General features: G+C 32.9%; 18 protein-coding genes, 3 pseudogenes and 1 riboswitch. Of the genes and pseudogenes, 13 read left to right on the forward strand and 8 right to left on the reverse strand.

What is annotated here, in order from left to right:
• Nucleotides 1–101: 101 nt before the first annotated feature.
• The 6 genes and pseudogenes from I4N53_RS11945 to I4N53_RS11965 all read right to left on the reverse strand — a co-directional run bounded on the left by I4N53_RS11945 (nucleotide 102) and on the right by I4N53_RS11965 (nucleotide 5,919).
• Nucleotides 102–554, reverse strand: coding sequence for a hypothetical protein (locus I4N53_RS11945; protein ID WP_214496345.1), 453 nt, complete (start codon nucleotides 552–554; stop codon nucleotides 102–104).
• Nucleotides 555–727: 173 nt separating this feature from the next.
• Nucleotides 728–1,579, reverse strand: a complete 852-nt coding sequence (locus tag I4N53_RS11950) for a hypothetical protein (RefSeq protein ID WP_255549828.1) — start codon at nucleotides 1,577–1,579, stop codon at nucleotides 728–730.
• Entirely contained in the window at nucleotides 1,557–1,892 is a 336-nt protein-coding gene (locus I4N53_RS12525; protein ID WP_255549829.1) for a hypothetical protein, read from the reverse strand. The genes I4N53_RS11950 and I4N53_RS12525 overlap by 23 nt, the downstream gene beginning before the upstream one ends.
• A 527-nt stretch (nucleotides 1,893–2,419) precedes the next feature.
• Nucleotides 2,420–2,932, reverse strand: coding sequence for a DUF4411 family protein (locus I4N53_RS11955; protein ID WP_132040813.1), 513 nt, complete (start codon nucleotides 2,930–2,932; stop codon nucleotides 2,420–2,422).
• A 2-nt stretch (nucleotides 2,933–2,934) separates the two neighbouring features.
• Nucleotides 2,935–4,089: an ImmA/IrrE family metallo-endopeptidase gene (locus tag I4N53_RS11960; protein ID WP_132040814.1), complete on the reverse strand. Its 1,155-nt coding sequence runs from the start codon at nucleotides 4,087–4,089 to the stop codon at nucleotides 2,935–2,937.
• A 473-nt stretch (nucleotides 4,090–4,562) separates the two neighbouring features.
• Nucleotides 4,563–5,919: pseudogene (locus I4N53_RS11965) on the reverse strand (IS1380-like element ISTps2 family transposase).
• A gap of 770 nt (nucleotides 5,920–6,689) precedes the next feature.
• Here I4N53_RS11965 and I4N53_RS11970 point away from each other — a divergent pair.
• The 7 genes and pseudogenes from I4N53_RS11970 to I4N53_RS12000 all read left to right on the forward strand — a co-directional run bounded on the left by I4N53_RS11970 (nucleotide 6,690) and on the right by I4N53_RS12000 (nucleotide 15,069).
• Nucleotides 6,690–8,054, forward strand: a complete 1,365-nt coding sequence (locus tag I4N53_RS11970; protein ID WP_009052259.1) for a radical SAM/SPASM domain-containing protein — start codon at nucleotides 6,690–6,692, stop codon at nucleotides 8,052–8,054.
• Nucleotides 8,055–8,070: 16 nt separating this feature from the next.
• Nucleotides 8,071–9,678, forward strand: coding sequence for an ABC transporter ATP-binding protein (locus I4N53_RS11975; RefSeq protein ID WP_009052260.1), 1,608 nt, complete (start codon nucleotides 8,071–8,073; stop codon nucleotides 9,676–9,678).
• Nucleotides 9,675–11,273 (forward strand): ABC transporter ATP-binding protein, encoded by a 1,599-nt coding sequence (locus I4N53_RS11980; protein WP_009052261.1) that lies wholly within the window; start codon nucleotides 9,675–9,677, stop codon nucleotides 11,271–11,273. The genes I4N53_RS11975 and I4N53_RS11980 overlap by 4 nt, the downstream gene beginning before the upstream one ends.
• A 329-nt stretch (nucleotides 11,274–11,602) precedes the next feature.
• On the forward strand, nucleotides 11,603–12,295 hold the full coding sequence (locus tag I4N53_RS11985) for a DUF969 domain-containing protein (protein WP_012269248.1): 693 nt from the start codon (nucleotides 11,603–11,605) through the stop codon (nucleotides 12,293–12,295).
• Nucleotides 12,296–12,320: 25 nt separating this feature from the next.
• A pseudogene (locus tag I4N53_RS11990) lies at nucleotides 12,321–13,276 on the forward strand (DUF979 domain-containing protein).
• 26 nt (nucleotides 13,277–13,302) lie between these two features.
• Nucleotides 13,303–13,914 carry a pyroglutamyl-peptidase I gene (gene pcp, locus I4N53_RS11995; RefSeq protein ID WP_012268696.1) on the forward strand — a complete coding sequence of 204 codons (612 nt, stop codon included), beginning with the start codon at nucleotides 13,303–13,305 and terminating at the stop codon, nucleotides 13,912–13,914.
• A 468-nt stretch (nucleotides 13,915–14,382) separates the two neighbouring features.
• Nucleotides 14,383–15,069 (forward strand): Crp/Fnr family transcriptional regulator, encoded by a 687-nt coding sequence (locus I4N53_RS12000; protein WP_003868797.1) that lies wholly within the window; start codon nucleotides 14,383–14,385, stop codon nucleotides 15,067–15,069.
• Between the two features lie 68 nt (nucleotides 15,070–15,137).
• Here the strand turns inward: I4N53_RS12000 and I4N53_RS12005 are convergent, their stop codons facing one another.
• Together I4N53_RS12005 and I4N53_RS12735 are read right to left on the reverse strand one after the other, a co-directional pair.
• Nucleotides 15,138–15,644 (reverse strand): type 1 glutamine amidotransferase domain-containing protein, encoded by a 507-nt coding sequence (locus I4N53_RS12005; protein ID WP_009052263.1) that lies wholly within the window; start codon nucleotides 15,642–15,644, stop codon nucleotides 15,138–15,140.
• A gap of 235 nt (nucleotides 15,645–15,879) precedes the next feature.
• Complete coding sequence (locus I4N53_RS12735; RefSeq protein ID WP_100067114.1) at nucleotides 15,880–15,975, reverse strand: LysR family transcriptional regulator; 96 nt, start codon at nucleotides 15,973–15,975, stop codon at nucleotides 15,880–15,882.
• 103 nt (nucleotides 15,976–16,078) lie between these two features.
• Here I4N53_RS12735 and I4N53_RS12015 point away from each other — a divergent pair, with 103 nt between their 5' ends.
• The 6 genes and pseudogenes from I4N53_RS12015 to I4N53_RS12040 all read left to right on the forward strand — a co-directional run bounded on the left by I4N53_RS12015 (nucleotide 16,079) and on the right by I4N53_RS12040 (nucleotide 22,246).
• On the forward strand, nucleotides 16,079–17,899 hold the full coding sequence (locus I4N53_RS12015; protein WP_038016623.1) for an NAD(P)/FAD-dependent oxidoreductase: 1,821 nt from the start codon (nucleotides 16,079–16,081) through the stop codon (nucleotides 17,897–17,899).
• A 221-nt stretch (nucleotides 17,900–18,120) separates the two neighbouring features.
• A pseudogene (locus tag I4N53_RS12020) lies at nucleotides 18,121–18,225 on the forward strand (Lin0512 family protein); the annotation flags it as partial.
• A 167-nt stretch (nucleotides 18,226–18,392) separates the two neighbouring features.
• Nucleotides 18,393–20,192 carry an aldehyde ferredoxin oxidoreductase family protein gene (locus tag I4N53_RS12025; RefSeq protein WP_009052265.1) on the forward strand — a complete coding sequence of 600 codons (1,800 nt, stop codon included), beginning with the start codon at nucleotides 18,393–18,395 and terminating at the stop codon, nucleotides 20,190–20,192.
• An 83-nt stretch (nucleotides 20,193–20,275) separates the two neighbouring features.
• Nucleotides 20,276–21,313, forward strand: a complete 1,038-nt coding sequence (locus I4N53_RS12030) for a tungsten cofactor oxidoreductase radical SAM maturase (RefSeq protein ID WP_003868639.1) — start codon at nucleotides 20,276–20,278, stop codon at nucleotides 21,311–21,313.
• Between the two features lie 16 nt (nucleotides 21,314–21,329).
• Complete coding sequence (locus tag I4N53_RS12035; RefSeq protein WP_003868640.1) at nucleotides 21,330–21,551, forward strand: MoaD/ThiS family protein; 222 nt, start codon at nucleotides 21,330–21,332, stop codon at nucleotides 21,549–21,551.
• Nucleotides 21,552–21,568: 17 nt separating this feature from the next.
• On the forward strand, nucleotides 21,569–22,246 hold the full coding sequence (locus tag I4N53_RS12040; RefSeq protein ID WP_003868641.1) for a HesA/MoeB/ThiF family protein: 678 nt from the start codon (nucleotides 21,569–21,571) through the stop codon (nucleotides 22,244–22,246).
• A 45-nt stretch (nucleotides 22,247–22,291) separates the two neighbouring features.
• A riboswitch (molybdenum cofactor riboswitch) is annotated at nucleotides 22,292–22,409 on the forward strand.
• The last annotated feature ends 221 nt before the right edge of the window (nucleotides 22,410–22,630 follow it).

The raw sequence follows: 22,630 nt of genomic DNA on the forward strand, positions 1-22,630 counted from the left end.
GTTAAGAGCTGGCCTATATGGTAACCTGCATATCAAGACTTAATTTTAAAAAACTTGGTAGGACAATTTAAAATCGTTGAAAATGGGTCAATTTAAATCCGCTATTGAGATATTTTATTTTTTATTTTTTCCTGATAGTAGTTTTTAAAAGCTAAAACATCATCATAAAATCCTGTTTTAAATATTAAAATATTTACTGCTATTATAATTATTGCTAGGATAACTAAATATAAAGCGCCACCAAAAGCATCTAAAACATTTAACATACGCAGTAATTCCCAAACCAAATAAGCAGGTAATAAACCGAAGATTAAAATATAAACCATTGATAATAAAAACATAGTTAATTTAAATGCTATTCTATTCCCCTTATAATACAAAAATACATCGAATAAAACCAGTCCATTAATGATGATTTTTTCTGCTGATAATCCTTTAATACCATTGGATATTAGATTAATAGTAAAATCTCCGAGCAAAAGAAGAATTAAAATAACTATACCAGTATTTACAATTTTCCTGCCTCTGTTAACCTGTTCACTACTAAAAAGCAAAATTATCTCACCCCTTTCCTACTGAATTTACTATACTTACTTTTCGGTTTTTTTACATTAATAATACACATCACATGCCCTAGGCATTTTTTATTCAGCATAATTTTTTATTTCCTTCCTTCAAAGAATAACTTTCTAATATCTTTACTTTTTTGAAATCTGTTTAGCAGTTTTTACCAATCCTCAGGTATCTCCAGTAAAAGTCCTTCTCCTTCCCATGAAGCCTCAAAAGGAACCATTTCTTCTATCATTATGATTTTTTCTACACCACGTTTATTTAACTCTTCCAAAGCTGCTTCCATTGCTTTGTTCACAATTTCTATAGTTGTTGCTGGATTAAACCAAAAAACTGTACTTGAAACATGCTTATCTCCTGCATACACAACTGCTCCAATTGCATCTGGAACAGGTGCTGTGTATGGGAAGTGACTTAAAAAAGATAAACACGCTTTTATTTCCTCTTTTCCGGTAATTATACTGCTTGGGCCGATTAATATTTGTTCTTCTATTAAGAAATCAGACATAGGCTCAAATACTGGAGCAGCAATTATCCACGAATCCAGCTGGAAAGGGTCAAGATTTTCTTTTTTAAAAAATTCTTTTGCCCGCTCAACATTGCCAAGTGTTAATTTAAAGGGAATGTTATTCTTCTTTAAGAAAAGCAGTGTCGTCTTTAAATCGCGCAAATACTTTGCGTATTCATCTGCTTTTATGCTTTCTCCAATTACAGCAAATTCCTGTGGACTCTCTGATATTTCTTCTAGTTTATCCCAGTATTTCTGCATTTCTGCTTGTATGTCTGAGCGCTTAAAATACTCTTTAAATGTGTAGAAAGGTATAGCAATTTCATTAAAAGGTAATGAATTAAAGGACTCTTTAAGCTTTTTTGCACTTTCCCATATTACTGGATCTGGCCACCAGCATATTAACCTGTCCGAATTTAGTACCTCTTTTTCTAAATTTTCCTGCTGCTTCGCTGTAAAGAACTTTTCTCCGTATTTTTCACTTAAGCAGGCCGCTATCATTAAGTTCCCTTCTTCCCATAAGTTTACAACGGGAGGCAGCAGTTTTTTTTCGTTCTTTTCTCGAATATATATGCCATGTTAAATCTGCAAGATCTTTTGCTGCTTCTTCTTCATCGGCTGTTGTCTCTTCTTTATCGATGATTGCCTTTAGAGGATTCCATTCTCCTGAATCGCTCTCTTCAACAACTAATACAACATCAATTTCGGTATCATTTATGTAAGGAAAAACCAGATTAAAACTGCGCTGTTTCCCGCCCTTGGATTGAGAATAGTTGATTATAATCTTGTCTTTTCTGTTTACCATTTTTCTCATTATTAGCTCCCTGCCTCTTTTGACTCTTTTTAATTACATTTTAAATTTTTTTGTGTACAGTATCAACCGTTTTTATGTGCATAATTAAAGAAACAGAGCTAACTTTCGATGTTTTAAGTTTGTCTTTTGAATACGATTATATTAGTTTTTCGTTCTACAATAAACCTTGGGGTAGATAAAAAAATACCGTTAAAAAATAGAGCACTTATTTTAAATGCCTACTATAATCAAATGATCAATGAAATTAAAGGTAGGTATTCAGAAAATACCCACCCCAACTATTGACAAAAAGCTCAAACAAAAAAACACAGGCTTTGGGTCTGCCACTTTTTATAAAAATTTAAAAATTTTTAAGGAGTTCCGATTTTTTTAAATAAATAACCATTTACCATTATAGCATTTTCCTCGTTAGTAATTTTTGACCGCTTGTCAATTCTAATAAAATCGGTTTTAATTAGCTGTTCATTGTTTGTTTTAAAAATCCATTCACACTGCCTTCCTGTATGTTCACAAAAATTCTCTAATTTTTATGAATCATAACAAGTAAACTTTATACCTAAACTACGAAGCATTTGGAATGTATCGGAATAAGAAACATTGAACTCACTACAAACATTTGGTATAGGGACTTTGTTTTTCTTTTCGGGATTAAAAACTTCCTGAGTAACAACTATATAACCTTTAACTTTCGCATATGCAATTATCCAACCATCTGCTCCTGCCATAAATTGTGCTTTGGCTGCTTCTTTAAATTGTGTAGAACTATTTAACCACTTAACTATCTCCCTGTATGCATTGATAACATCTTCTTCGCCAGTAGATTTGATCCACTTGGAAAAGTCATTTTTTACCCAATCTCCCAACTTATCTTTTCCTTTCTCTATTTCGTCCCTTACCTTATCAATAGTAACTATATATCCTTTATTGGCATATTGAATTAGGGCTTCCCAGAAAGCTGGCGCTATGTCAAAGGCGTAATAAAACCGTGAGGCGGTAATAAAAACACTAGTATCTAAAACGTATACATTGCAGTTCGTCATTTTTACACCTCTAATCCCAAGTATTTTGCGTATTTGTCGAAGGCAGTTCCATAAAGTCCTGTAAGTTGATAAGCTTCGTGAGGAAGAAGCTTACCTTCTTTAACAGCTGTTATTACCGCCTTTGCAAAGCGCCGTCCAATACGCATATTTTGTGTGTTATAAAAATTGCCACCTTTGTCTCCGTGATTAGTAGAACGTTCTTTTGCTTGATAATCATTGTAAAATTTAAGAAAGTCACTTTTAGTAATATAACCTATATCAAGAACTCTGCGGGCTGCAACTATTTCACTCACTTTGAAGTGCTTTGCCAGTGTTTGGAACGGTTCAGGTTCATTTTTTACTTTAGGCCAAACTCGTTGCAGTTCGTCTTCAGGCAGTAAAAACTCTGCAGCTACCAAATTGCAAATTTGTTCTATTTTATCGTCGGATGGTTGAAGTTCTCTTAAGTCAAAAGCTGCACTGCTTCCGAACCATATATGTGCTAATTCATGTGCAATGGTAAACATTTGAGCAGCTTTTGCATCTGCTCCATTTATAAAGATCAGAGGGACATATTCATCTACTAGTACAAAACCACGAAATTCTTCAGGATTGAGTTTCCGATGTGTATTATTCCCAACAACACCATTCACAACCACTATAATACCTATATCTTCTATTCTATCACGGAGCTCTTTTAGTGCATCCGTCCAGCTAGGCAATTGGCTTGCCCATCCTGTTTTTAATCCCAACGTATTTCTAATATTTTGAGCAACTTCGTGAGGATTACTTTCAAGCTTTGCAGAATTAACAAAAGGTAAAGGTTCTTGACCTAGTTCAATCAAGTACTCACGCATCCAATCTTGTCTTAATTGCATCATTTGCACAGTTTCAATGAGATCAAGGCTGAATCGTTGCTGACTTATAGGTTCTCCATTAATAGTACGGAAATAAGGGATAGGTAACTGATCTTCCGGAGGTTCATCCAGAAAAAAATATCCAAGTGGGGTATATGTTGCTTTGGCTAATTCCTCTAATTGTCTAAAAGTAGGTTTACTTTTCTTTTCTATCCACTCATAAATTTTAGGGAAATTTTTTTCTACTGCAAGTCTCTTACCAGATCTATTTAAAGCCCAAAGCAAAACCTTTGGATTTATGTCTACTTTTATCGCGGGCATCTTATCCCTCCCTTTTGTCTTTAATTAACTCTCATGCAGACGAGTAGACGATTGGTGTATTTATAGTCCGCTTCCAGACTTTGCTAACTCCAGCAGGTGGTATTTAAGATAGCCATAGCCTATATTTTTTATATTTTAAAAACCGAAAATCATATAATTTACATTCTTCTTTTTTCTTTTCTTTAAAATCTTTAAAATTATTATATCATGTTTTTATGTCTCTTAACATGGTATTTTAATTTGAATTCGGCAAGTAGCAAGCAAATTAAAAATTCAATTTCCATGAATGTAAAAAAAACGGTGTTTTGTTATAAGTTTTGCACTTTGATAACTGCATATTTGCATTGAAAGAATAAAAGCTATATCGTTTTTTACAGTTAATTTACCCTTTTAAGGTATAGCAAAGCTAACCGTCTACTTGATATGGCGGTTTCTATCATTTGGTATATTTTTGGTATATTCTATGTGTTTACTTATGTTAAGCAAAATACCATTAGTGCTTTTCGTATATACGTTATCACAGTTTTAAGAAACGGATTATTAGGGTAACGTATATGCCTATAACGTCCTTTCCCAACAAGATTACCAGGTACATTATATAATATTCGCCTTATTGTGGTTATCTCATGATGCCTCATAAACTCTGGCAAGATAGTCCTTTTGAACCAATTATGGAGATTGTAAGCGATCATTTTGATAAGCAAAAATATTTCGTTGCAAAATTTGTTTCTTTGACTGTTTTGATCAAAAGCAAATCCTTCTTTTAGTTCATCTATTTTGTTTTCAATGTCGCAGCGTTGGTTGTATTCATGAAATATTTCTTCAGGTGTCATGTACTCAATATTTGTTACTATAAGCTTGATATTCATATTTGAATTCGTCTATATCCATACAAATCTGCCCTGTTTTGGGCTGTGGCAGTTTTTTGCGTATAATCACAATTCTGCGTACTTTATCCCATTTAGGCATTTTTGCATATATTTCATTTACACTAAAGGTTTTATCTATTTCAGTCCAAGGATAAAGGTGTTCTCTTTGATTGACATAGTCTATAAAGCATCTGATCCATGCCTGATTTTTAGCTTTCATTACATATTCATAACCTTTAGATTCAAAATACAGCATATTATCGTAGTCAAATGCTCCACGGTCAACGCGTACTCGCTTAATTATCCAATTTTCAGGAAGCTGTTCTTCGCAAGATTTTACAAAATCTAAGAAACCATGATTTGTGTGATGTTTACCTTCTTCAAGAGTAACATTAACAAGTTCATGAGTATTAGCAATAATGCCGATTTTCTCTTTGAAAGATGGTCGACCATGGTACCTTGGATTATAACCTACTGAGGCACCTTCCTGCGCTCCAAATATAGTACAAACTGTATCGTCAAAATTTATAATGACTTCACGTTTCGTTCCTTTAGATTGCAAGGAAAGCAAAGTCTTGTTAATAAGTCTTAATTCTTCAAGAGAACTTTCAGGCATAGCTTTAATTAAGTCTCTGCATACTTTTTCGCTGGGAACTTTATGCCCTTTAATTTCTGTGTATGCATTATCATATCTTAGTTGGTCCATGTGAAGAAAGCGAGTATTCCCTTGAATTACAGAATCAATCATAAAGTCAATAATTTCGGCTGGTTGAAAGACAGCATTTGGTGCTTTTTTAAAGGATAATATGCTTGAAAGAATTTTATTAAAGCCGATTTTTTCTTTAAATGCTTAGATATAGGTGAAAGTTACATTGTTTGATACTGTAAAATTGTCAAAAGTTGCTGGCAAAATATATTTTGAAAACCCCTTTTCTTTTGGAAGATTAAGTGTTAAACTCATATTATGGAGATTCTCCTTTCTGTTAATGTTTTTGTTTGACACTTAAATTTTATCAGAAAAAGGGGAATCTCCATATATTTTTTGTAAAAAATTTTTCACTTAATTTAGCCCTCAAATGGCTCTATTTGGGCATTTCGTAAATTCACTTGCCGAATCCAAGTTTAAATTTAAATAATTAGGGTATATTCAAAAGTAGCTAAAAAGGTAGGTTTTCTTCTTTCTTAAAAATATTTCTATGTTGTATATAAAAGAATAATTCGACAAATATGAGGGGAAATTCTACATAAAAGATAAAGAATTCAAGAGTGATAGGAAAAAGTATGTCTCCAGAATCGCTTAAATGAAGGCTTTTGAATTTTGCACAAGTCTATTTCAAAAAGCAAGGAGGTGAAAAATAAATGAAGGTACTTTCACCAGCAAAGTTAGAACAAAATGGATTAAAGGTAATTCCACCACTTTGTGGACCTTGTTCCCATTTGGGTGGATGTAGAAGTATTGAGATATACTAAAATAAAAGATACAAACTATTCTTGAATAAAAAATGCTGTGCTCATAAGAGAGTAACCAATATGTGCCTTATGAGCACAGCAAGGATTTCTTTTTTGTGGGTTTTGGTTTTGATAATTACTGCTTTTGACACGAAGCAAGAAGCTTTCTCTTTTCTCAAATCCTTCTCTATAATCTTTTCCCTACCAAGTATTGTAAGGTTTAATATACCTCAAAATTAGAGGTTTATCTGACATAATTTATAGACTTTAGGGGTGTGAAAAATGAAATTTACAAAATTTTACTCTTTTTTAGATGTAAACCAACATCATTATTTGTTAAATACCATAAATTCTGCGTTGATAGAGCTGGATGATGAACACTACGAGAAACTTAAAAAAGCTTTTTATCTAAATAATCCAGATGTCATTGAAACCGATGAAAAAAATGTACTAGCAGACAATGGTTTTTTAATTGAAGACACAATAGATGAGTACTTGAGTATTCGAAACAAGTATCTTTTCTCTAAGTATAACGTTTCTTATAATTTGAAGTTAGATATTGCTGTTACTAATAAATGTAATTTTTCTTGTGTATATTGTTACGAAAATTTTTCTGATAGTAAGATGTCATTTGAACTTAATGATGAAATAAAAAGCAAATTCTGTAATAATTTGAGAAAATATTTAAATCATATGATAATGAATTATAAAGTAAAATCGCTTCAAGTAACTTGGTATGGTGGTGAACCTTCACTTGAATGGTCCTTAATCTTTACATTAAATAATGAGTTTATAAAATTAGGAAATGAACATCATATACGATATAAAAATGTGATTGTTACTAACGGTTTTTTAATTGACGAAAGTATAGCTACTAAATTATCGCAACAAAACACAGAATATGTACAAATAACTGTTGATGGACCCGAAATAATTCATGATAAGAGAAGATATCTTGCTAATAAAAAAGGGACCTATTCAAAGATTTTAGATGGGATATACAATCTTCTGAAAAACGGAGTAAATACAGTTGTAAGAGTAAATATTGATAAAGGTAATATAGATTATATTGAGATATTAATAGAGGAATTATATAGTAGATTTCAAACGTTTGTAGGAAAAGGTTTGCTTTCACTTGATTTAGCAAGAGTATTTGGGCATCGAGATTCTTTTTCACTTTCGGAGTTTTATAGCAAACGTAAAATTATTATGAAAAAAGCAGTAAAATTAGGATTTATTAACCCATCACTTGAAAGTGGTGGTGTAAGAGCATATTGTAATGCAGAAACTGATGTACTTAGTAATCTTACTATTGATGTTTTTGGGAATATATACAAATGTTGGAATTATGTTTTTGTCAAGGATTCTAGCTATTGTACTTTAGATGAGCTTATTGAAAATAATTTTGAAATATTACCTCAAAACAAAAATAGATTGGATTACGTGGAAAAAGTGTCACTTCTAAATGCTAACAATGGGCAATGCTTAAAATGTAAATATATTACATACTGTGCTGGTCTATGTCCAGATGTGAGAAAAAAAATAGCAAACGGAGAAGAAGAAAATATTTATAAAAATGAAAAATGCAAATCAATAGTAGAAGATTTAATAAAAGAGCAGATTAAATTAATTTATAATACAGACTAAATAAAGGGGTTTTATTATGGAAGCAATAAAAAAGTTTAAAGTTTTGTGGGAGATAATTCCTAAAAAAGATAAAATTTATTATATTGCTTACACCATAATTTCAATAATTCATTCATTATTGTTTGTTCTTTTGCCTTTCTTGTATAGAGATATTATAAACGCAGTTACTACAAGAGTTTATCCTGAAGAAAAAGTGTTTTTTTACATCGCTCTCACGATACTTGGGTATGCATCAATAAGATTGTGGAGTTTGATGAATGTATACATAAAAGAAAAAATGACTAAAAATCTTTTAGATAAGCTTTTTTCCTCTATACTTAAGATGGATTTAAAATTTTTTATAAGAAAAGATGCAGGTTACTGGGCGAGTATATTTTCAAATGATGTGAGATTTGCCTCACAGCTTTACAGCGATTTTCTTTACACTCTTCCGGCAGAATTTATCGTGTTTATTGCTATACTGGCAATTTTATTTGTCTACTGCAAACCGCTTTTAATTATAGTTACTGTTATTCTTTTTGCAGTAACCCTTATAAGTTTATTGAGAGAAAAATATGTAATTCCTCATTATGACAGAGCGCAAGAGAATTTAAGGATAACAAGTGACCATATAAATGCGTACTTAAAGGGGATAGAGGACCTCATACACTACAGAGGGGAGTCTTTTTTGAAGAAGAAATTTTTAGAGGATTTCAGCTCTTATATTGACAATATCAAAAACTATCTCTTAAGAGATTTTCTAAATGGATATTCTATAAACCTTTTTAATGAATTTGGGAAACTTGCAGCTATAGGTATGTCTTTACTGTTTTTTGTAAGGGGAGACTTTAGTTTTGGCACAGCAGTAATGCTAATAACGTTTTCTACAATGTCTTATGATAAAGCTAATTATATTGTTGAAAACTTGAAATGGCTTCAGAATTTTCCACCTCATATAGAAAAAATACAAGAGGCAATTGAATTACCGGAAGTAGAGATGGAAGATAAAGGCACAGGTAATTTTGAAGAATTGATTTTAAATAATGTTAGTTTTAGCTATGATGGAAAGCTTGTTTTAAAAAACTTTAGTATGCAGGTGAAAAAAGGTGAGATAGTTGCTTTAATTGGCAGGAGCGGGATAGGAAAATCGACTGTTTTAAAGATTATAACGGGATTTTTAAAACCTCAAAAGGGAGAAGTGATTTTTTTACAGGGGAAGCCTAAAATAGGCATGTTATTTCAAGGAGGGCGATTATTTAACCGCACTCTTAGAGAAAACTTGCTTATAGCAAAACCAAATGCCTCTGAAGAAGAATTGGTAGAAGCCTTGAAAAAGGCAGGACTGTTGGAGTGGTTTGAGAAACTGCCAAAAGGGTTTGATACACAAATAGGACAGACAGGAAAGCTTATTTCAGGAGGAGAACGGTCGAGATTGTCACTAGCAAGGACGATTTTGTTTGATCCGGAAATTCTTTTACTTGATGAGCCTTTGGTAGGTGTAGACCAAGATAGAAAAGAAGAAATACTTGATACACTAAAAGAACTGCTAAAAGGCAAAACCTGCATTTTAGTTACTCATGATAAGAGTTTATTGAGAATTGCTGACAGGACAATATATATAATGGAAGAGGAAGATGCAGTATGACTAATATAAAATGGGTGTTTCGTTCAATAAATAAAACTCTTTTGATAAGCTTTTTTGCTGTTTTTTCCGTATATTTGCTATCTGAAACAGGACTTTTAATATTGCCATTACTTTATGGGCAGATTTTAAATACAGTTGAAAGCACAAGGATTTTTCCATTACATCTTTTTATGATGCTCTTAGGCTTTACTGTTTTGCTTCTGACACTTAGGTCTTATACAAGTTTTATAAACAGCAGGCAGCAGGCTAAAATTCACGAAAACCTCTGTTTAGTTGCAATCAAAAAAATATTTAATCTTCCTCCTTCCAAAGTTGCGGAAAAAGGGTCAAAATATTATACAGACACGGTTTTGGAAAGGACGAGAGAGGTTTCTACTCTTTTTGACATTAAAGCTATGACAGGAATTATTAATCTCATAAAGCTTTTTGTAATAACAGTAATAATATTTTTTATAGATAAAATTGTGGGAGTTGTCTCAGTTGTCCTTATCCTCATATCTATCTGCATCTATAAATATGGAAATGAATATTTTATGAAACACAATAAAGAATTGATAGAGAAGAAAATGGAGTATCTGAGCAACGTAGAAGACACTATAAAAAACAAAGAGGAGATACATGTATTGAATGCTTTTTCCTATGAGTTAAAAAGAAATGATATTTTTACAGAAGAATTAAGGAAAATGGCGTCTAAAATTTTTGCTAGAGATTTTATTCACTTTTTTATAGAGCTTGATTTTGTAAGGATTTTTTATGAACTATTGGTCTTTACATGGGGCCTTTATCAGGTGTACATTGGAAGCTATCAAATAGGTGCAGGAATAGTGCTTATTGGGTACAGTACAATGATTACAGGGCCAATCGTATATTTAAATTCAATTCTTTTAAATATAAAAAACAGCCTAAATGCAGTTGATATTCTAAAGGAATTAGAGGTAAAAGAAGAAGGGGTAATTGTACCTGAAGGAGAAATTGAAGAAATCATTTTTGACAAAGTTAACTATACAGTAAATGGTAGAGATATTTTTAAAGATTTTTCTTTTAGTATTAAAAAAGGTGAAAGGATTGCCATTTTAGGACCTTCTGGTAAAGGGAAAAGCACGCTTGTTACACTTATTTTAAAAGACATCAAGCCTACATCAGGTAAGATACTCATAAATGGGAAGGACATAAACTTTATTTCTAAGGACTGGCTCTATCAGCAGATTGCAGTGCTTTCTCAGAATTCTACTTTGTTTCCGGCAACAATTGAAGAAAATATAAAATTAGGGGAGGACTTTTACAGGAGGGAGGAGTTAGAGGGGATTTTAAGAATAGTGAAACTTCCTTTTGATTTGGATTATACAATTGAAGAAAATGTTTCAAATGTTTCTCAAGGTGAAAAAGAGAGAATTTTACTGGCAAGGCTTATAGCTCACGACAAAAACTTTATTATTCTTGATGAACCTCTTGAGGGAGTGGACATTGAGACTAAAAAAGAAATCATAAGCTTTTTAAAGGAGTATCTTAAAGATAGGACAGCTTTAGTGATAACACATAGAGATGAAATTGCACAAAACCTATGTGAGAGGGAAGTAAGGATAGATGAGAGATAATAGCAATTTTTTTATTGTCTAAACCTTATAAAAAATGGCATTCACAAGGTCGGGGGTTCAAGTACCCTTGGCTCCACCAAAAAAGTACTGAAAAATGGGAGCACTTAGGGTTCATTTGCCTAAGTGCTTTTCTTTTTTACTACAAAATTGTTGTAATGGCCTAAAAAGATATAAAAGTTTATGCATAAGTGTCATGGTAAAAATAGGATTTGCAGGATTTATAAATAATTATGACTAAAAATTTATAAAATTGTAGCCGTGGCCACAGTTTTATTTATGTATTGTGATATAATTACAAAAAATAAATCCATTTTAAAGGGGGATAGTTTATGATTAAGTTAATTGGTATTTTAATCATTATTGTGGGATTTGTCTTGAAGCTCGATACTTTAGCAGTGGTTTTAATTGCTGGTATTGTGACTGGCCTGGTGGCAGGGGTACCTTTTCATAAAATTGTAGAAATTTTAGGAAAAGCTTTTGTAGACAATAGATATATGTCTATATTTATTATCTCATTGCCTGTAATTGGAATACTTGAAAGGTATGGTCTCCGTGAAAGGGCTGCATATGTAATAGGAAAGATAAAAGCAGCTACAGTGGGAAAAGTAACTTCTTTATATTTAGCACTTAGGACATTGGCAGCGATGTTCGGCTTAAGGCTTGGCGGACATGTACAATTTATACGACCTTTGATATTACCTATGGCAGAAGGGGCAGCAATGAATAGATATGGCGAAATAAAAAGCGAAGACCATGAAACAATTAAGGGGTTAGAAGCTGCAGTAGAAAACTATGGTAATTTCTTTGGGCAGAATGCTTTTGTTGCAGCAGGAGGTGTTTTGTTAATTGTTGGTGTATTAAAAGAATTAAACTATACCGTAGAAGCTTTAGATATCGCAAAAGCGTCAATACCTATCGCGTTAATAATAATGGTAGTTGGTACTTTGCAGTTTTTCTATTATGACAGAAAATTTGACCAAAAGTATAGGATAAGAACGAGGTCCAAAAAAGAAAATAGGTAAAATGCTTAGGAAGGAGGAGTATTGAATGCTTAAGGATTCTTTAACTGAAATCCTATACATTATGATGGGCATAGTTTCTTTTTACTCAGCGTATGCTACACTAAAAGAAAAAAATCATCCTTCAAAAATCCCTACTGCTTTATTTTGGGGGTTATTAGGAATAATTTTACATTTAGTCGAATAGGCTTATTGTGGGGTAATAAAAACATTTATATACCTGATATATATACAGGATACATGGTTATTGTATTGACTCTATTATCTGCATTTCGATTAGTCAAAATTGGAAAATTTGACGAATCAACCTCAGAATTTAAAGAACAAATGTCACAAAAAATTGGCAATCTAATTTTTGTTCCAGCTTTGGCTCTTGGCATAGTTACATTTATTGTTGCTCAAGTATGGACAAAACAACTTGGTTCTCTTGTTGCATTTTGGATATCAACTGTAGTTGCAGCAATTTTAGCATTGGTGATTACAAAAGGGAAAGTTAAAGAAATGGCTGATGATGGTAGAAGATTGCTTGAAGTAGTAGGACCTATAAGCATTTTACCGCAACTTCTTGCTGCTTTAGGAGCTGTTTTTACAGTTGCAGGTGTAGGTGAAGTAATAGCAAGTGGGATAAAGACAATTATTCCTCAGGGTAATATACTTTTAGGGGTAATTGCTTATTGCTTAGGAATGGCTTTATTTACCATGATAATGGGCAATGCTTTTGCAGCATTTGCGGTTATTACAGCAGGAATTGGAATTCCTTTTGTAATAGCTCAAGGAGGGAATCCGGTGATAGTAGCGGCTTTAGGTATGACAGCAGGATATTGTGGAACTTTAATGACACCAATGGCGGCGAATTTTAATATAGTTCCGACTGCAATATTGGAAATGGAAGATAAGAAATATGGAGTTATAAAATATCAAGTTCCTGTAGCTATTGCCATGCTCATTATTCACATAGTACTAATGTATTTTTGGGCATTTTAATATTTTTATGAAAGGGTGATATGATAATGAAAATACTAGTAACAGCTTTTGATCCTTTTGGGGGGGAAAATATTAACCCTTCTTATGAAGTATTAAAAAACTTGAAAGATAATATAGAAGGTGCGGAGATAATTAAGATTCAGGTTCCTACTGTTTTTTATCTTTCTGTTGAGAAAGTAATAGAAAAAATAAAGGAAGTTAAGCCGGATGCAGTTCTAAGTATTGGACAGGCTGGCGGGCGATATGATATAACTGTTGAAAGAATAGCGATTAATATTGATGATGCTAGAATTCCAGATAATATAGGGCAACAACCAATTGATACCCCGATTGACCCTGAAGGTGCTCCAGCTTATTTTGCTACTATTCCCATAAAAGAGATAGTAGAAGAGATAAAAAAAGAAAATATACCGGCATCAATTTCTAATACAGCAGGTACGTTTGTGTGCAATCATTTAATGTATGGAATTCTCAATTATGTTCACAAAAACGGATTAAATATTAAAGCAGGCTTTATTCACATACCTTATTTGCCAGTGCAAGTTTTGAATAAGCCTTATACTCCTTCCATGTCTTTAGGGGATATGGTTAAAGCTATAGAAACTGCTATAAAAGTAATTGCAAAAAAAAGTAGATAGCAGTTATTTAGGAGAAACAAAAAAATTATTTGTATATGGGGAGAGATTATTACTTTCTATGATGATGGCAGCGTTTTGCCAAGTATTGATGAATTAGAGTTGTATTTTGGAGATAATCATGAAATTATGTATCTGAGAGAAAAAAGATAAGTGTTTTATGAGGATGGCAAGAAAGAATATGTAGATATTTATGTATATAAAAAGGACATAAAAAACGAGCCTCATATTTATATTGCAACGTGTGATTGGAGGGTATTTTTACTAAATAGATGAAACTATTTTAGGCATGGGGATTTTATGCTCCATGCTTTTTTGATATAAAAGATCAAAATATAGAAATATAATTTTGAAAATAGTATAATAAATTTTAAGGTTGACTTTTTTAATTAAACATATTGTAAAAATAGTAAAATTGTTGGTGCAATTTTTATTGTTTCAAACAGGAGAGAAGTGGGGAGCTGAAAGGGGATGACTATAAGTTCGGTATATAATGAAATGTTTGATATAAATCGACAGAAAGATATGAGAAAATTTTTCCTTAATATAGCTATACAGGGATATAAAAAGAGTTTTTTGAAAAATGAAACTATAACAATTAATTATAACAAACCATATATTGCCATAATAACAAAAGGGTTGATAAAGCAATTTATTTCAAATAAAAATGGAAAGATAAAAGTTCTTTATTTGCTGCAACCAGGGGAAATATTTGGAGAATTTTCCTATTTAGGAGGAGGATTTGATTTAATTGAAGGTCAAGCTATAAAAGATAGTGAAATATCTATTATTTTTGAAGATAAATTAAGTTCTATTCTGGAAACAAATCCTGATATGTATAAATATATTGCTCATAGCATGAGCAGAAAATTTAGAATTGTTACTATGCAGATGAGCGATTTAATTTTCAAAGATTCAATGGGAAGACTGTGCGATTTTCTAATTAGATTATTCTATCAACAAGGCAAGAAGATAAAAAAAGGTTATATAATAGATATTCCTTTAACCCATGAGAATATTGCCAATTTAATAGGATGTGATAGAGTAACGGTTACAAAAGGACTAAATAAGTTAAAAAAAGAAGGTTTAATTGAGATAGATGGAAAAAAGATTATAATAAAAGACCTTCGCTACCTTGAAAAGTATATAGATTCATAACATTTAATCGTGAAATAATAAGTTGCGAGCCCCGTCACTTATTAGGGGGTTCGCAATAAAAAGTATAATTATTTAACCGTTTCAATTATAGCTTTTACAAAAGCTACTAAATCGTTAGGAGTTCTGGAGGTTATTAAATTTCCATCTACAACTACTTCTTCATCTACATACTGGGCTCCTGCATTTATTAAATCATCTTTTATTGAGAAAAAGCTTGTAACTTTTTTTCCTTTTAAATTGCAGGCGGAAGCCATAATCCATGGTCCATGGCAAATAGCTGCTATGGTTTTTTGCAGTTTGTCCATTTCTTTGACGAAATTAATAGTGTCATTACATCTTCTCATATGATCAGGTGAATAACCGCCGGGGATTATTACCGCATCGTAATCTTCGGCTTTTACATCTTTAGAAGCATGGGTGCTTTTCATTGGATATCCATGTTTTCCTGTATATACTTTGTCTTTTTCTGGACCTATTAAATGTACTTCATATCCCTCTTCTTTGAGCCTATAGTATGGATATAGTAGTTCTGGCTCTTCATACATATTCTCAATTAAGATAGCAATTTTTTTCATAAGAATTCACCTCTTAGAATTTTTATAGTTAACATTATTATAACATTTATGGCAACCTATGTCAAGAATTAAAATTGTAAACAAAATTCTCTATTGTTTCAAAAACCTCTCGAGTACTGCTTCATCTTCTCGAGAGCTTCATCTAATAATGAGGAGATTCTTTTAGCATATTCTTTTAAAACTTTTCCTGCATAAGTTAATGAGTTTTTTATTTATTCTTTCAAATAATTTTATGTTATGGACGATGAGTCATGCAAAGTTTTTTGGCGGCTTTTGACATACTTCCTTCTTGGCAGACAGTTAAAAAAATTTTTAATTGGCGTAAGTTCACATTATCACCTCATAAGTTTGTACTTATGGGTATTATAAAATTATACTATTTTACTTATAATGATACAAGAGGTACAATATTAATTATGAAAGAGGTGATAAATATGCTATTGAAAGAAGGTAAAATAGGAAAGATTAAGTTAAAAAACAGACTAATTATGTTACCGACTGTTACAAATTTATCAAACGAAGGCTTTGTAAGCGAAAGAGAAGTGGAATATTATAAAAGAAGGTCAAAAGGTGTTTCATTGGTCATTGTAGGTGCGAGTTACGTAAACAAATTAGGAAAATTTTTCATAAATCAAATTGGAATAGATGACGATGATAAAATAGAAGGCCTTAAAAGATTATCGGAAGTCATACGTCAAAACGGTGCAAAAGCTGGTATTCAACTTGCAATGCACAATCCAAAATACAAACCTTCAGATTTTACAAAAGAGCAGCTTCAAGATTTTGTACAAAATTTTGTAGAGGCAGCAATAAGGGCGGAAAAATCTGGTTTTGATGCTGTGGAGTTGCATTTTGCTCACGGATGGTTTGTAAATCAATTTTTATCTCCTGATACAAACAAAAGGACTGACGAATACGGAGGAAATTTTGAAGGAAGGACAAAGTTTGCACTTGATATATTGCGAGAAGTTAAAAAAACTATTCCGGAGATGACGGTAATTTGCAGGATTAATGGCAGTGATTTTACAGATAGAGGCTTTACAATTGAAGAGAGTGTAAGATTCGCAAAACTGTTAGAATACCATGGTGCTGATGCTTTAGATATATCCTCAGGTGTATCTTCCACATCGGAGTACCATATCTCTCCTATGGGAATTGGAGATAAGCCTTTGATTGGAATTGTAAAGAGGATAAAAGAAAATGTAACTATACCTGTTATAGCGATTGATAAGCTCGGCAGTGTTTATGATTGGGAAAAAGTTTTAGAGGATGGCATAGCTGATTTTATAGGGATAGCTCGTGGTTTCATAGGAGATCCGGATTTGGCGGAAAAATTGATAAAAGGACACGAAGAAGATATAAGGTATTGCATTCACTGCAATCAGGCGTGTATTGCATACATTCAAAAAGGACTTTCTGTTTCTTGCATGATTAATCCAGAGGTAGGAAGAGAAAAAGAATTTGAAGTAAAGACCGATAAACCATTAAATATAGCTGTAATTGGCGGCGGGCCAGCGGGCATGTCTGCGGCCAAATATCTCGCAAAAAAAGGCCATAACGTTACTTTGTTTGAAAAAGAAAATAAACTTGGTGGACAACTAAATGTAGCAAAAGTGCCTCCTCATAAACAAGAGATAGGAAAAGTTATTGAATATCTGGAAAATGATTTAAAGAAATACAATGTCAAAGTACATTTAAATAAAAAAATAAGTTTACAGGAAATAAAAGAAATGCCTTATGATAAAATTGTCATTGCTACAGGCTCAAAGCCAGCTAAAATCAATTTGGATGCGGATATAAATCCCTACATGGCTATTGAAGTATTGGAGGGAAATATTCCAAAAGGAAGAGATATTGCAATAATTGGTGGAGGCCTTACTGGACTTGAAACAGCCGAATACCTTGCTGAAAAAGGGAAAAAAGTGACAGTTTTAGAAATGAAAGAAGAAGTTGGCGAAGGGATATACCCAATGGTTAAAAAACTGATTTTAAATAGATTAAAAGAACTTAAAGTTGATATAATCACAAATGCTTTAATAAAAGAAATATCTGGGGGGAAACTCATGTATACTTCCAAGGACACATATAAAGTAGTCAAAGTGGAGGATGTAGTTTTAGCAGTTGGAAATTTACCTGATACTGAATTTGAGGAACTAAAAAATGAGAACAGATATTATTTCATTGGTGACTGCAAAACTGTTGCTTCTGCAGTAGAAGCGATAAGGGATGGAGCAGAGCTTTCACTCATTATATAGAGGGAGGATATGAGGTTTATTAAGCTTACCCATTTAATGGTTAGATAAGTAAGAAATGGTAATATAAGCCATGAGATGCTCTTGTTGTGATGAGAAAATTAAAGAAAAACTAAGATATTAAGAGAAAATAAAAGATAATAGAGGGAGCATTCCTGTAATGAATAAAAAATAAGGGAGAATGGACTTTGAAAAAATAAGTACCTCCTGATAAAATACAAAGTATGATATTTATTAAAAGATATGTAGTGGAGTTTGGATATGGAGTAGATTTACATGGACAGGATGTCAATAAAGCTGCTCAAAAAGCAGTAAAGGATGCTATATCTCATAAGGCATGGTCATTTAATAGCAAAAGGTGGAAACCTTAAGTACATGATGGCTGAACTGTTTGGAAAAGAAACGGGTATGAAAAAGTTAATATTGTTGAAAGGGTAATAGCAGCTGCGCAATATATCAATATATCTAATAAAATTCAATAGGGGGGTGGTTTCTTGTGTTTGGGTATGCCGGCAAGATATTGAGAGTTAACTTAACAGAAAGGAAATTCAAATTTGAAGATCTTAATTTAGAACTTGCAAAGAAATACATAGGCGGAAGAGGGCTTGCAAGCAAGATATTTATGGATGAAGTTGATCCAAATGTTGAACCCCTAAGTCCAGAAAATAAGTTAATAATTGCAACAGGACCACTTACAGGAACACCAGTTCCAACTGGTGGAAGATACATGGTAATCACTAAATCACCGTTAACAGGAACTATTGCATGTTCAAATTCAGGTGGATATTTTGGTGCAGAATTAAAGGCAGCAGGGCTTGATATGATTATTTTTGAAGGAAAGGCAGAAAGCCCAGTTTATGTTGCAATTGAAGATGATAAAGTTGAAATCAGAGATGCATCACATCTATGGGGAAAGCTTGTTTCTGAAACAACCGATGAACTTAAAAAAGAATATGGTGATAAATCAAAGGTTCTTTGCATAGGACCTGCGGGTGAAAAGCTTTCTAGGATTGCAGCGGTTATGAATGACTATGATAGAGCAGCAGGACGTTCTGGTGTTGGTGCTGTTATGGGGTCTAAGAACGTGAAGGCGATAGTTGTAAAGGGTTCCAAAGGGATTAAATTATACGATAAAGAGAAGGTTAGAGAAGTTGCTAGAAATAAAACAAAGATGCTTCGCGAAAATGGAGTTACGGGTGAAGGGCTACCAACTTATGGAACGGCAGTTCTTGTCAATATAATCAATGAACACGGAATTTTTCCAGTTGCTAATTTCCAAAGGGCCTATACAGAACATGCTGATAAAATAAGCGGAGAAACTATGACAAGGGAAATACTTGTGAGAAAGAATCCTTGTTATGGGTGTCCAATAGCTTGTGGAAGATGGATAAGATTAAAGGATGGCCGTGAGGTAGGAGGTCCTGAATACGAAACTCTCTGGGCATTTGGTGCAGACTGTGAGGTTTATGATATAAACGCTATAGCTGAAGCAAATTATTGGTGCAATGAATATGGTCTTGATACTATTTCAACTGGAGCTACTATTGCAGCTGCTATGGAATTATATGAAAAGGGATATATAAAGGATGATGAAATAGAAAAAGATGGATATTCCTTAAAATTTGGTGATGCAGAAGCTGTTGTTGGATGGGTTAAAAAGATAGGTGCAAGGGAAGGATTTGGAGATAAGATGGCAGAAGGTTCATATAGACTTTGCGAAAGCTATGGTGTGCCAGAACTTTCGATGTCAGTTAAAAAACAAGAACTTCCCGCTTACGACCCAAGAGGAGCTCAAGGACATGGACTTGAATATGCGACTTCTAACAGAGGTGGTTGTCATGTAAGAGGATATATGATATCTCCTGAAATATTAGGTATACCTCAAAAGCTTGATAGATTTTCTCTTGAGGGAAAAGCTGAATGGGTTAAAACATTCCAAGATTTAACTGCTGTTATAGATTCGCTGGGACTGTGCCTATTTACATCTTTTGCCCTTGGTGCTCAAGATTACGTTGACCTTGTAAATGCAGTTTGCGGAACTGATTATACTGCAGAAACATTATTAGAGGTAGGCTCAAGGATATACACATTAGAAAGGCTGTTTAATTTGAAGGCAGGAATCGATCCAAAAGAGGATAAACTGCCAAAGAGACTTTTAGAAGAGCCTATTCCTGAAGGCCCATCTAAAGGACATGTTCATAAATTATCAGAACTGTTACCAAAGTATTATGAGGTAAGAGGATGGGACGATAATGGATATCCAACGAAAGAAACTTTACAAAAATTGGGAATTTGAAAAATTATTAAGGCCCGTAAAAGGCTAATGCCTTTTAGGGCCCTTGTATATATATTAAAAATCAATAGCATGGAGGATAATATGTGAGCTTCAAAAAATTATACATTGAGTTGACAGATAAGTGCAATTTAAACTGCAAGATGTGTTATAGACGCTCATGGGCTGAAAAACCAAAGGATATGGAGAAAAAGGTTCTATATAAGATACATAGTGAAGTTGTAAATAAAAAATTAAATGAAATCGTCCTTGGTGGCATTGGCGAACCAACGTATTCACCCCTTATATATGATGCTATCTCATTATTTTCAAGCTTTAATTTAACAATTACAACTAACGGAACGCTTCTTGATGATAAGTTAAAAAGTCTTATTGTTGATAATGTAAATAAAATCGTTGTTTCTATTGATGGACTTGAGGATAAATATAAAGATATTAGAGGATTTAATTTAAAAGAAGTTTTAGAGAACTTGAAGGATATATATTTGATAAAAAGAAAGAATAATAAAGAATATCCGCACGTTGTAATTCAATTTGTTGCATCAAAAGATAATATAGAAGATATTTTTAGTGTATTGGATATAGCAGAGACGGTAAGTGCATACCAAGTTATTATTTCAAATGTCATTCCTCAAACTGAAGATTATAAAGATAAAATATTATATACGAGGTATGAAAATAAATTTTTAAAGGATTTATTTGAAAGACTAAGAATACATTCGTTTAGAAAAGGCATAAATCTTACTCTGCCGAATATTGAACTAAAAACGGAACGATATTGTAATTTTATTGAGGAAGAAGCAGTAGTTGTTGGCTCTGATGGATATGTTTATCCGTGCTATAGGTTTTCCCATACTACTACTGAGTATGTTTTCGGAAGAAAAAAGAAGGTTTTTAAACACTCATTTGGAAATATATTGGAAAAAAGCTTAGATGATATTTATGAAAGCAATGAATATAAAAATTTTAGAGCGAGAGTTTATAATAATAGATATCCTTCGTGCCTCGATTGCGATCTCGTTGATGGGTGTGATTTCGTTAGAACTTCCGAATATGACTGTTATGCTATAAAACCTTCATGTGCAGATTGCCTTTGGAGTAGAAGGTTTGCTATATGTCCTTAATTGAAGGGGTGATATATTGATTAAAGTAAAATTATTTGCAACCTTTAGAGAAGGAAGACAAAAGGAAGTAAATTTTGATTACTTTGAAGGAATTACCGGAAGGTTTATAATAAACAAACTTAACATAAAAGAAAAGGATGTAGCAATATTTTTAGTAAATGGACTTGATGGGAAGCTTGATGATCCTCTTAGTGATGGAGATGTGATTTCCCTTTTTCCACCTGTTGGTGGTGGTTGAGGGAAAGGAGTGTCTTTATGGGAAGATACGACAGAAATATGAATATGCTATCTAAGGAAGAAAATGAAAAACTAAAGGACTTCAGGGTTTGTGTATTGGGATGTGGAGGATTGGGTGGGTATGCTATTGAAATGCTTGGTAGATTAGGTATAGGATATATAACTGCAGTTGATAAGGATGTTTTTGAGGAAACGAATTTAAACCGCCAGATTTTAAGTGATATGAATTCATTGGGTAAAAGTAAAGCATTAATGGCGGTGGAAAGAATGAAACTTGTCAACCCAGAAGTTTTTGTAAATGCTATTGTAGATGAATTTAATTTTGAAAATGGAAAAGATATCATAAAAGGACATGATATTGTAATCGATGCTCTTGATAATATTGAGGGAAAGCTTACTTTACAGGATATCTGCGAGGAGCTTGGCATTCCATTTGTTCATGGTGCTATTGCGGGCTGGTATGGGCAGGTTACTACAGTTTTTCCTGGCGATAAGACGCTTAAGTTTTTGTATAAAAAAGAAATGAGGAAGGGAATTGAAAAAGAACTTGGCAATCCTTCGTTCACTCCTGCTCTTGTTGCTTCCATTCAAGTTAGTGAAGCACTAAAAGTTTTGATAGGAAGAGGAGAAGTATTAAGACGTAAGGTGTTATTTATAAATACCTTTGAGCAAGAATATGAGATTATAGTTCTTTGAAATTGGTGTACTATTGTAACGAAAGGACGAAATAAACTTAATATTTTATTACTTATTCTCCGAGTCTATAATCCTAAGGCAAGAGCTATGGATTATAGGCCGATAGGGTAGTGCTGGAAACGGTGCTGCCTCCCGCCTGGAAAGGAGAATAGGAAGGCTGCTATTCTCCTTTCGCATACTAAAACGAAAGGAGTTTTTTTATGAAGGTTCTTTGTCAATAGTTGGGGTGGGTATTTTTTCTGAATGTTGTTATTGTAAGTCCTAAGAGTGATCCTGCAAAGGTACATCAAGCGGGTTCCCGCGGCGAGGGCTAAAGGTGGCTTGTTTCCGAAGGTAATATGAGGTTTCAAATGCTTGTAGAAGAGCTGTGAGAAACCTGAACTT

The organism is Thermoanaerobacter sp. CM-CNRG TB177, assembly GCF_018588165.1.
Lineage (GTDB): Bacteria > Bacillota > Thermoanaerobacteria > Thermoanaerobacterales > Thermoanaerobacteraceae > Thermoanaerobacter > Thermoanaerobacter thermocopriae.

Bases quoted from the DNA above. Each gene is read 5' to 3' on its own strand.
- I4N53_RS11950 (WP_255549828.1), bottom strand. From the start codon at position 1,579: ATGATAGCGGCCTGCTTAAGTGAAAAATACGGAGAAAAGTTCTTTACA.
- I4N53_RS12525 (WP_255549829.1), bottom strand. From the start codon at position 1,892: ATGAGAAAAATGGTAAACAGAAAAGACAAGATTATAATCAACTATTCT.
- I4N53_RS11955 (WP_132040813.1), bottom strand. From the start codon at position 2,932: ATGACGAACTGCAATGTATACGTTTTAGATACTAGTGTTTTTATTACC.
- I4N53_RS11960 (WP_132040814.1), bottom strand. From the start codon at position 4,089: ATGCCCGCGATAAAAGTAGACATAAATCCAAAGGTTTTGCTTTGGGCT.
- I4N53_RS11970 (WP_009052259.1), top strand. From the start codon at position 6,690: ATGAAATTTACAAAATTTTACTCTTTTTTAGATGTAAACCAACATCAT.
- I4N53_RS11975 (WP_009052260.1), top strand. From the start codon at position 8,071: ATGGAAGCAATAAAAAAGTTTAAAGTTTTGTGGGAGATAATTCCTAAA.
- I4N53_RS11980 (WP_009052261.1), top strand. From the start codon at position 9,675: ATGACTAATATAAAATGGGTGTTTCGTTCAATAAATAAAACTCTTTTG.
- I4N53_RS11985 (WP_012269248.1), top strand. From the start codon at position 11,603: ATGATTAAGTTAATTGGTATTTTAATCATTATTGTGGGATTTGTCTTG.
- pcp (WP_012268696.1), top strand. From the start codon at position 13,303: ATGAAAATACTAGTAACAGCTTTTGATCCTTTTGGGGGGGAAAATATT.
- I4N53_RS12000 (WP_003868797.1), top strand. From the start codon at position 14,383: ATGACTATAAGTTCGGTATATAATGAAATGTTTGATATAAATCGACAG.
- I4N53_RS12005 (WP_009052263.1), bottom strand. From the start codon at position 15,644: ATGAAAAAAATTGCTATCTTAATTGAGAATATGTATGAAGAGCCAGAA.
- I4N53_RS12015 (WP_038016623.1), top strand. From the start codon at position 16,079: ATGCTATTGAAAGAAGGTAAAATAGGAAAGATTAAGTTAAAAAACAGA.
- I4N53_RS12040 (WP_003868641.1), top strand. From the start codon at position 21,569: ATGGGAAGATACGACAGAAATATGAATATGCTATCTAAGGAAGAAAAT.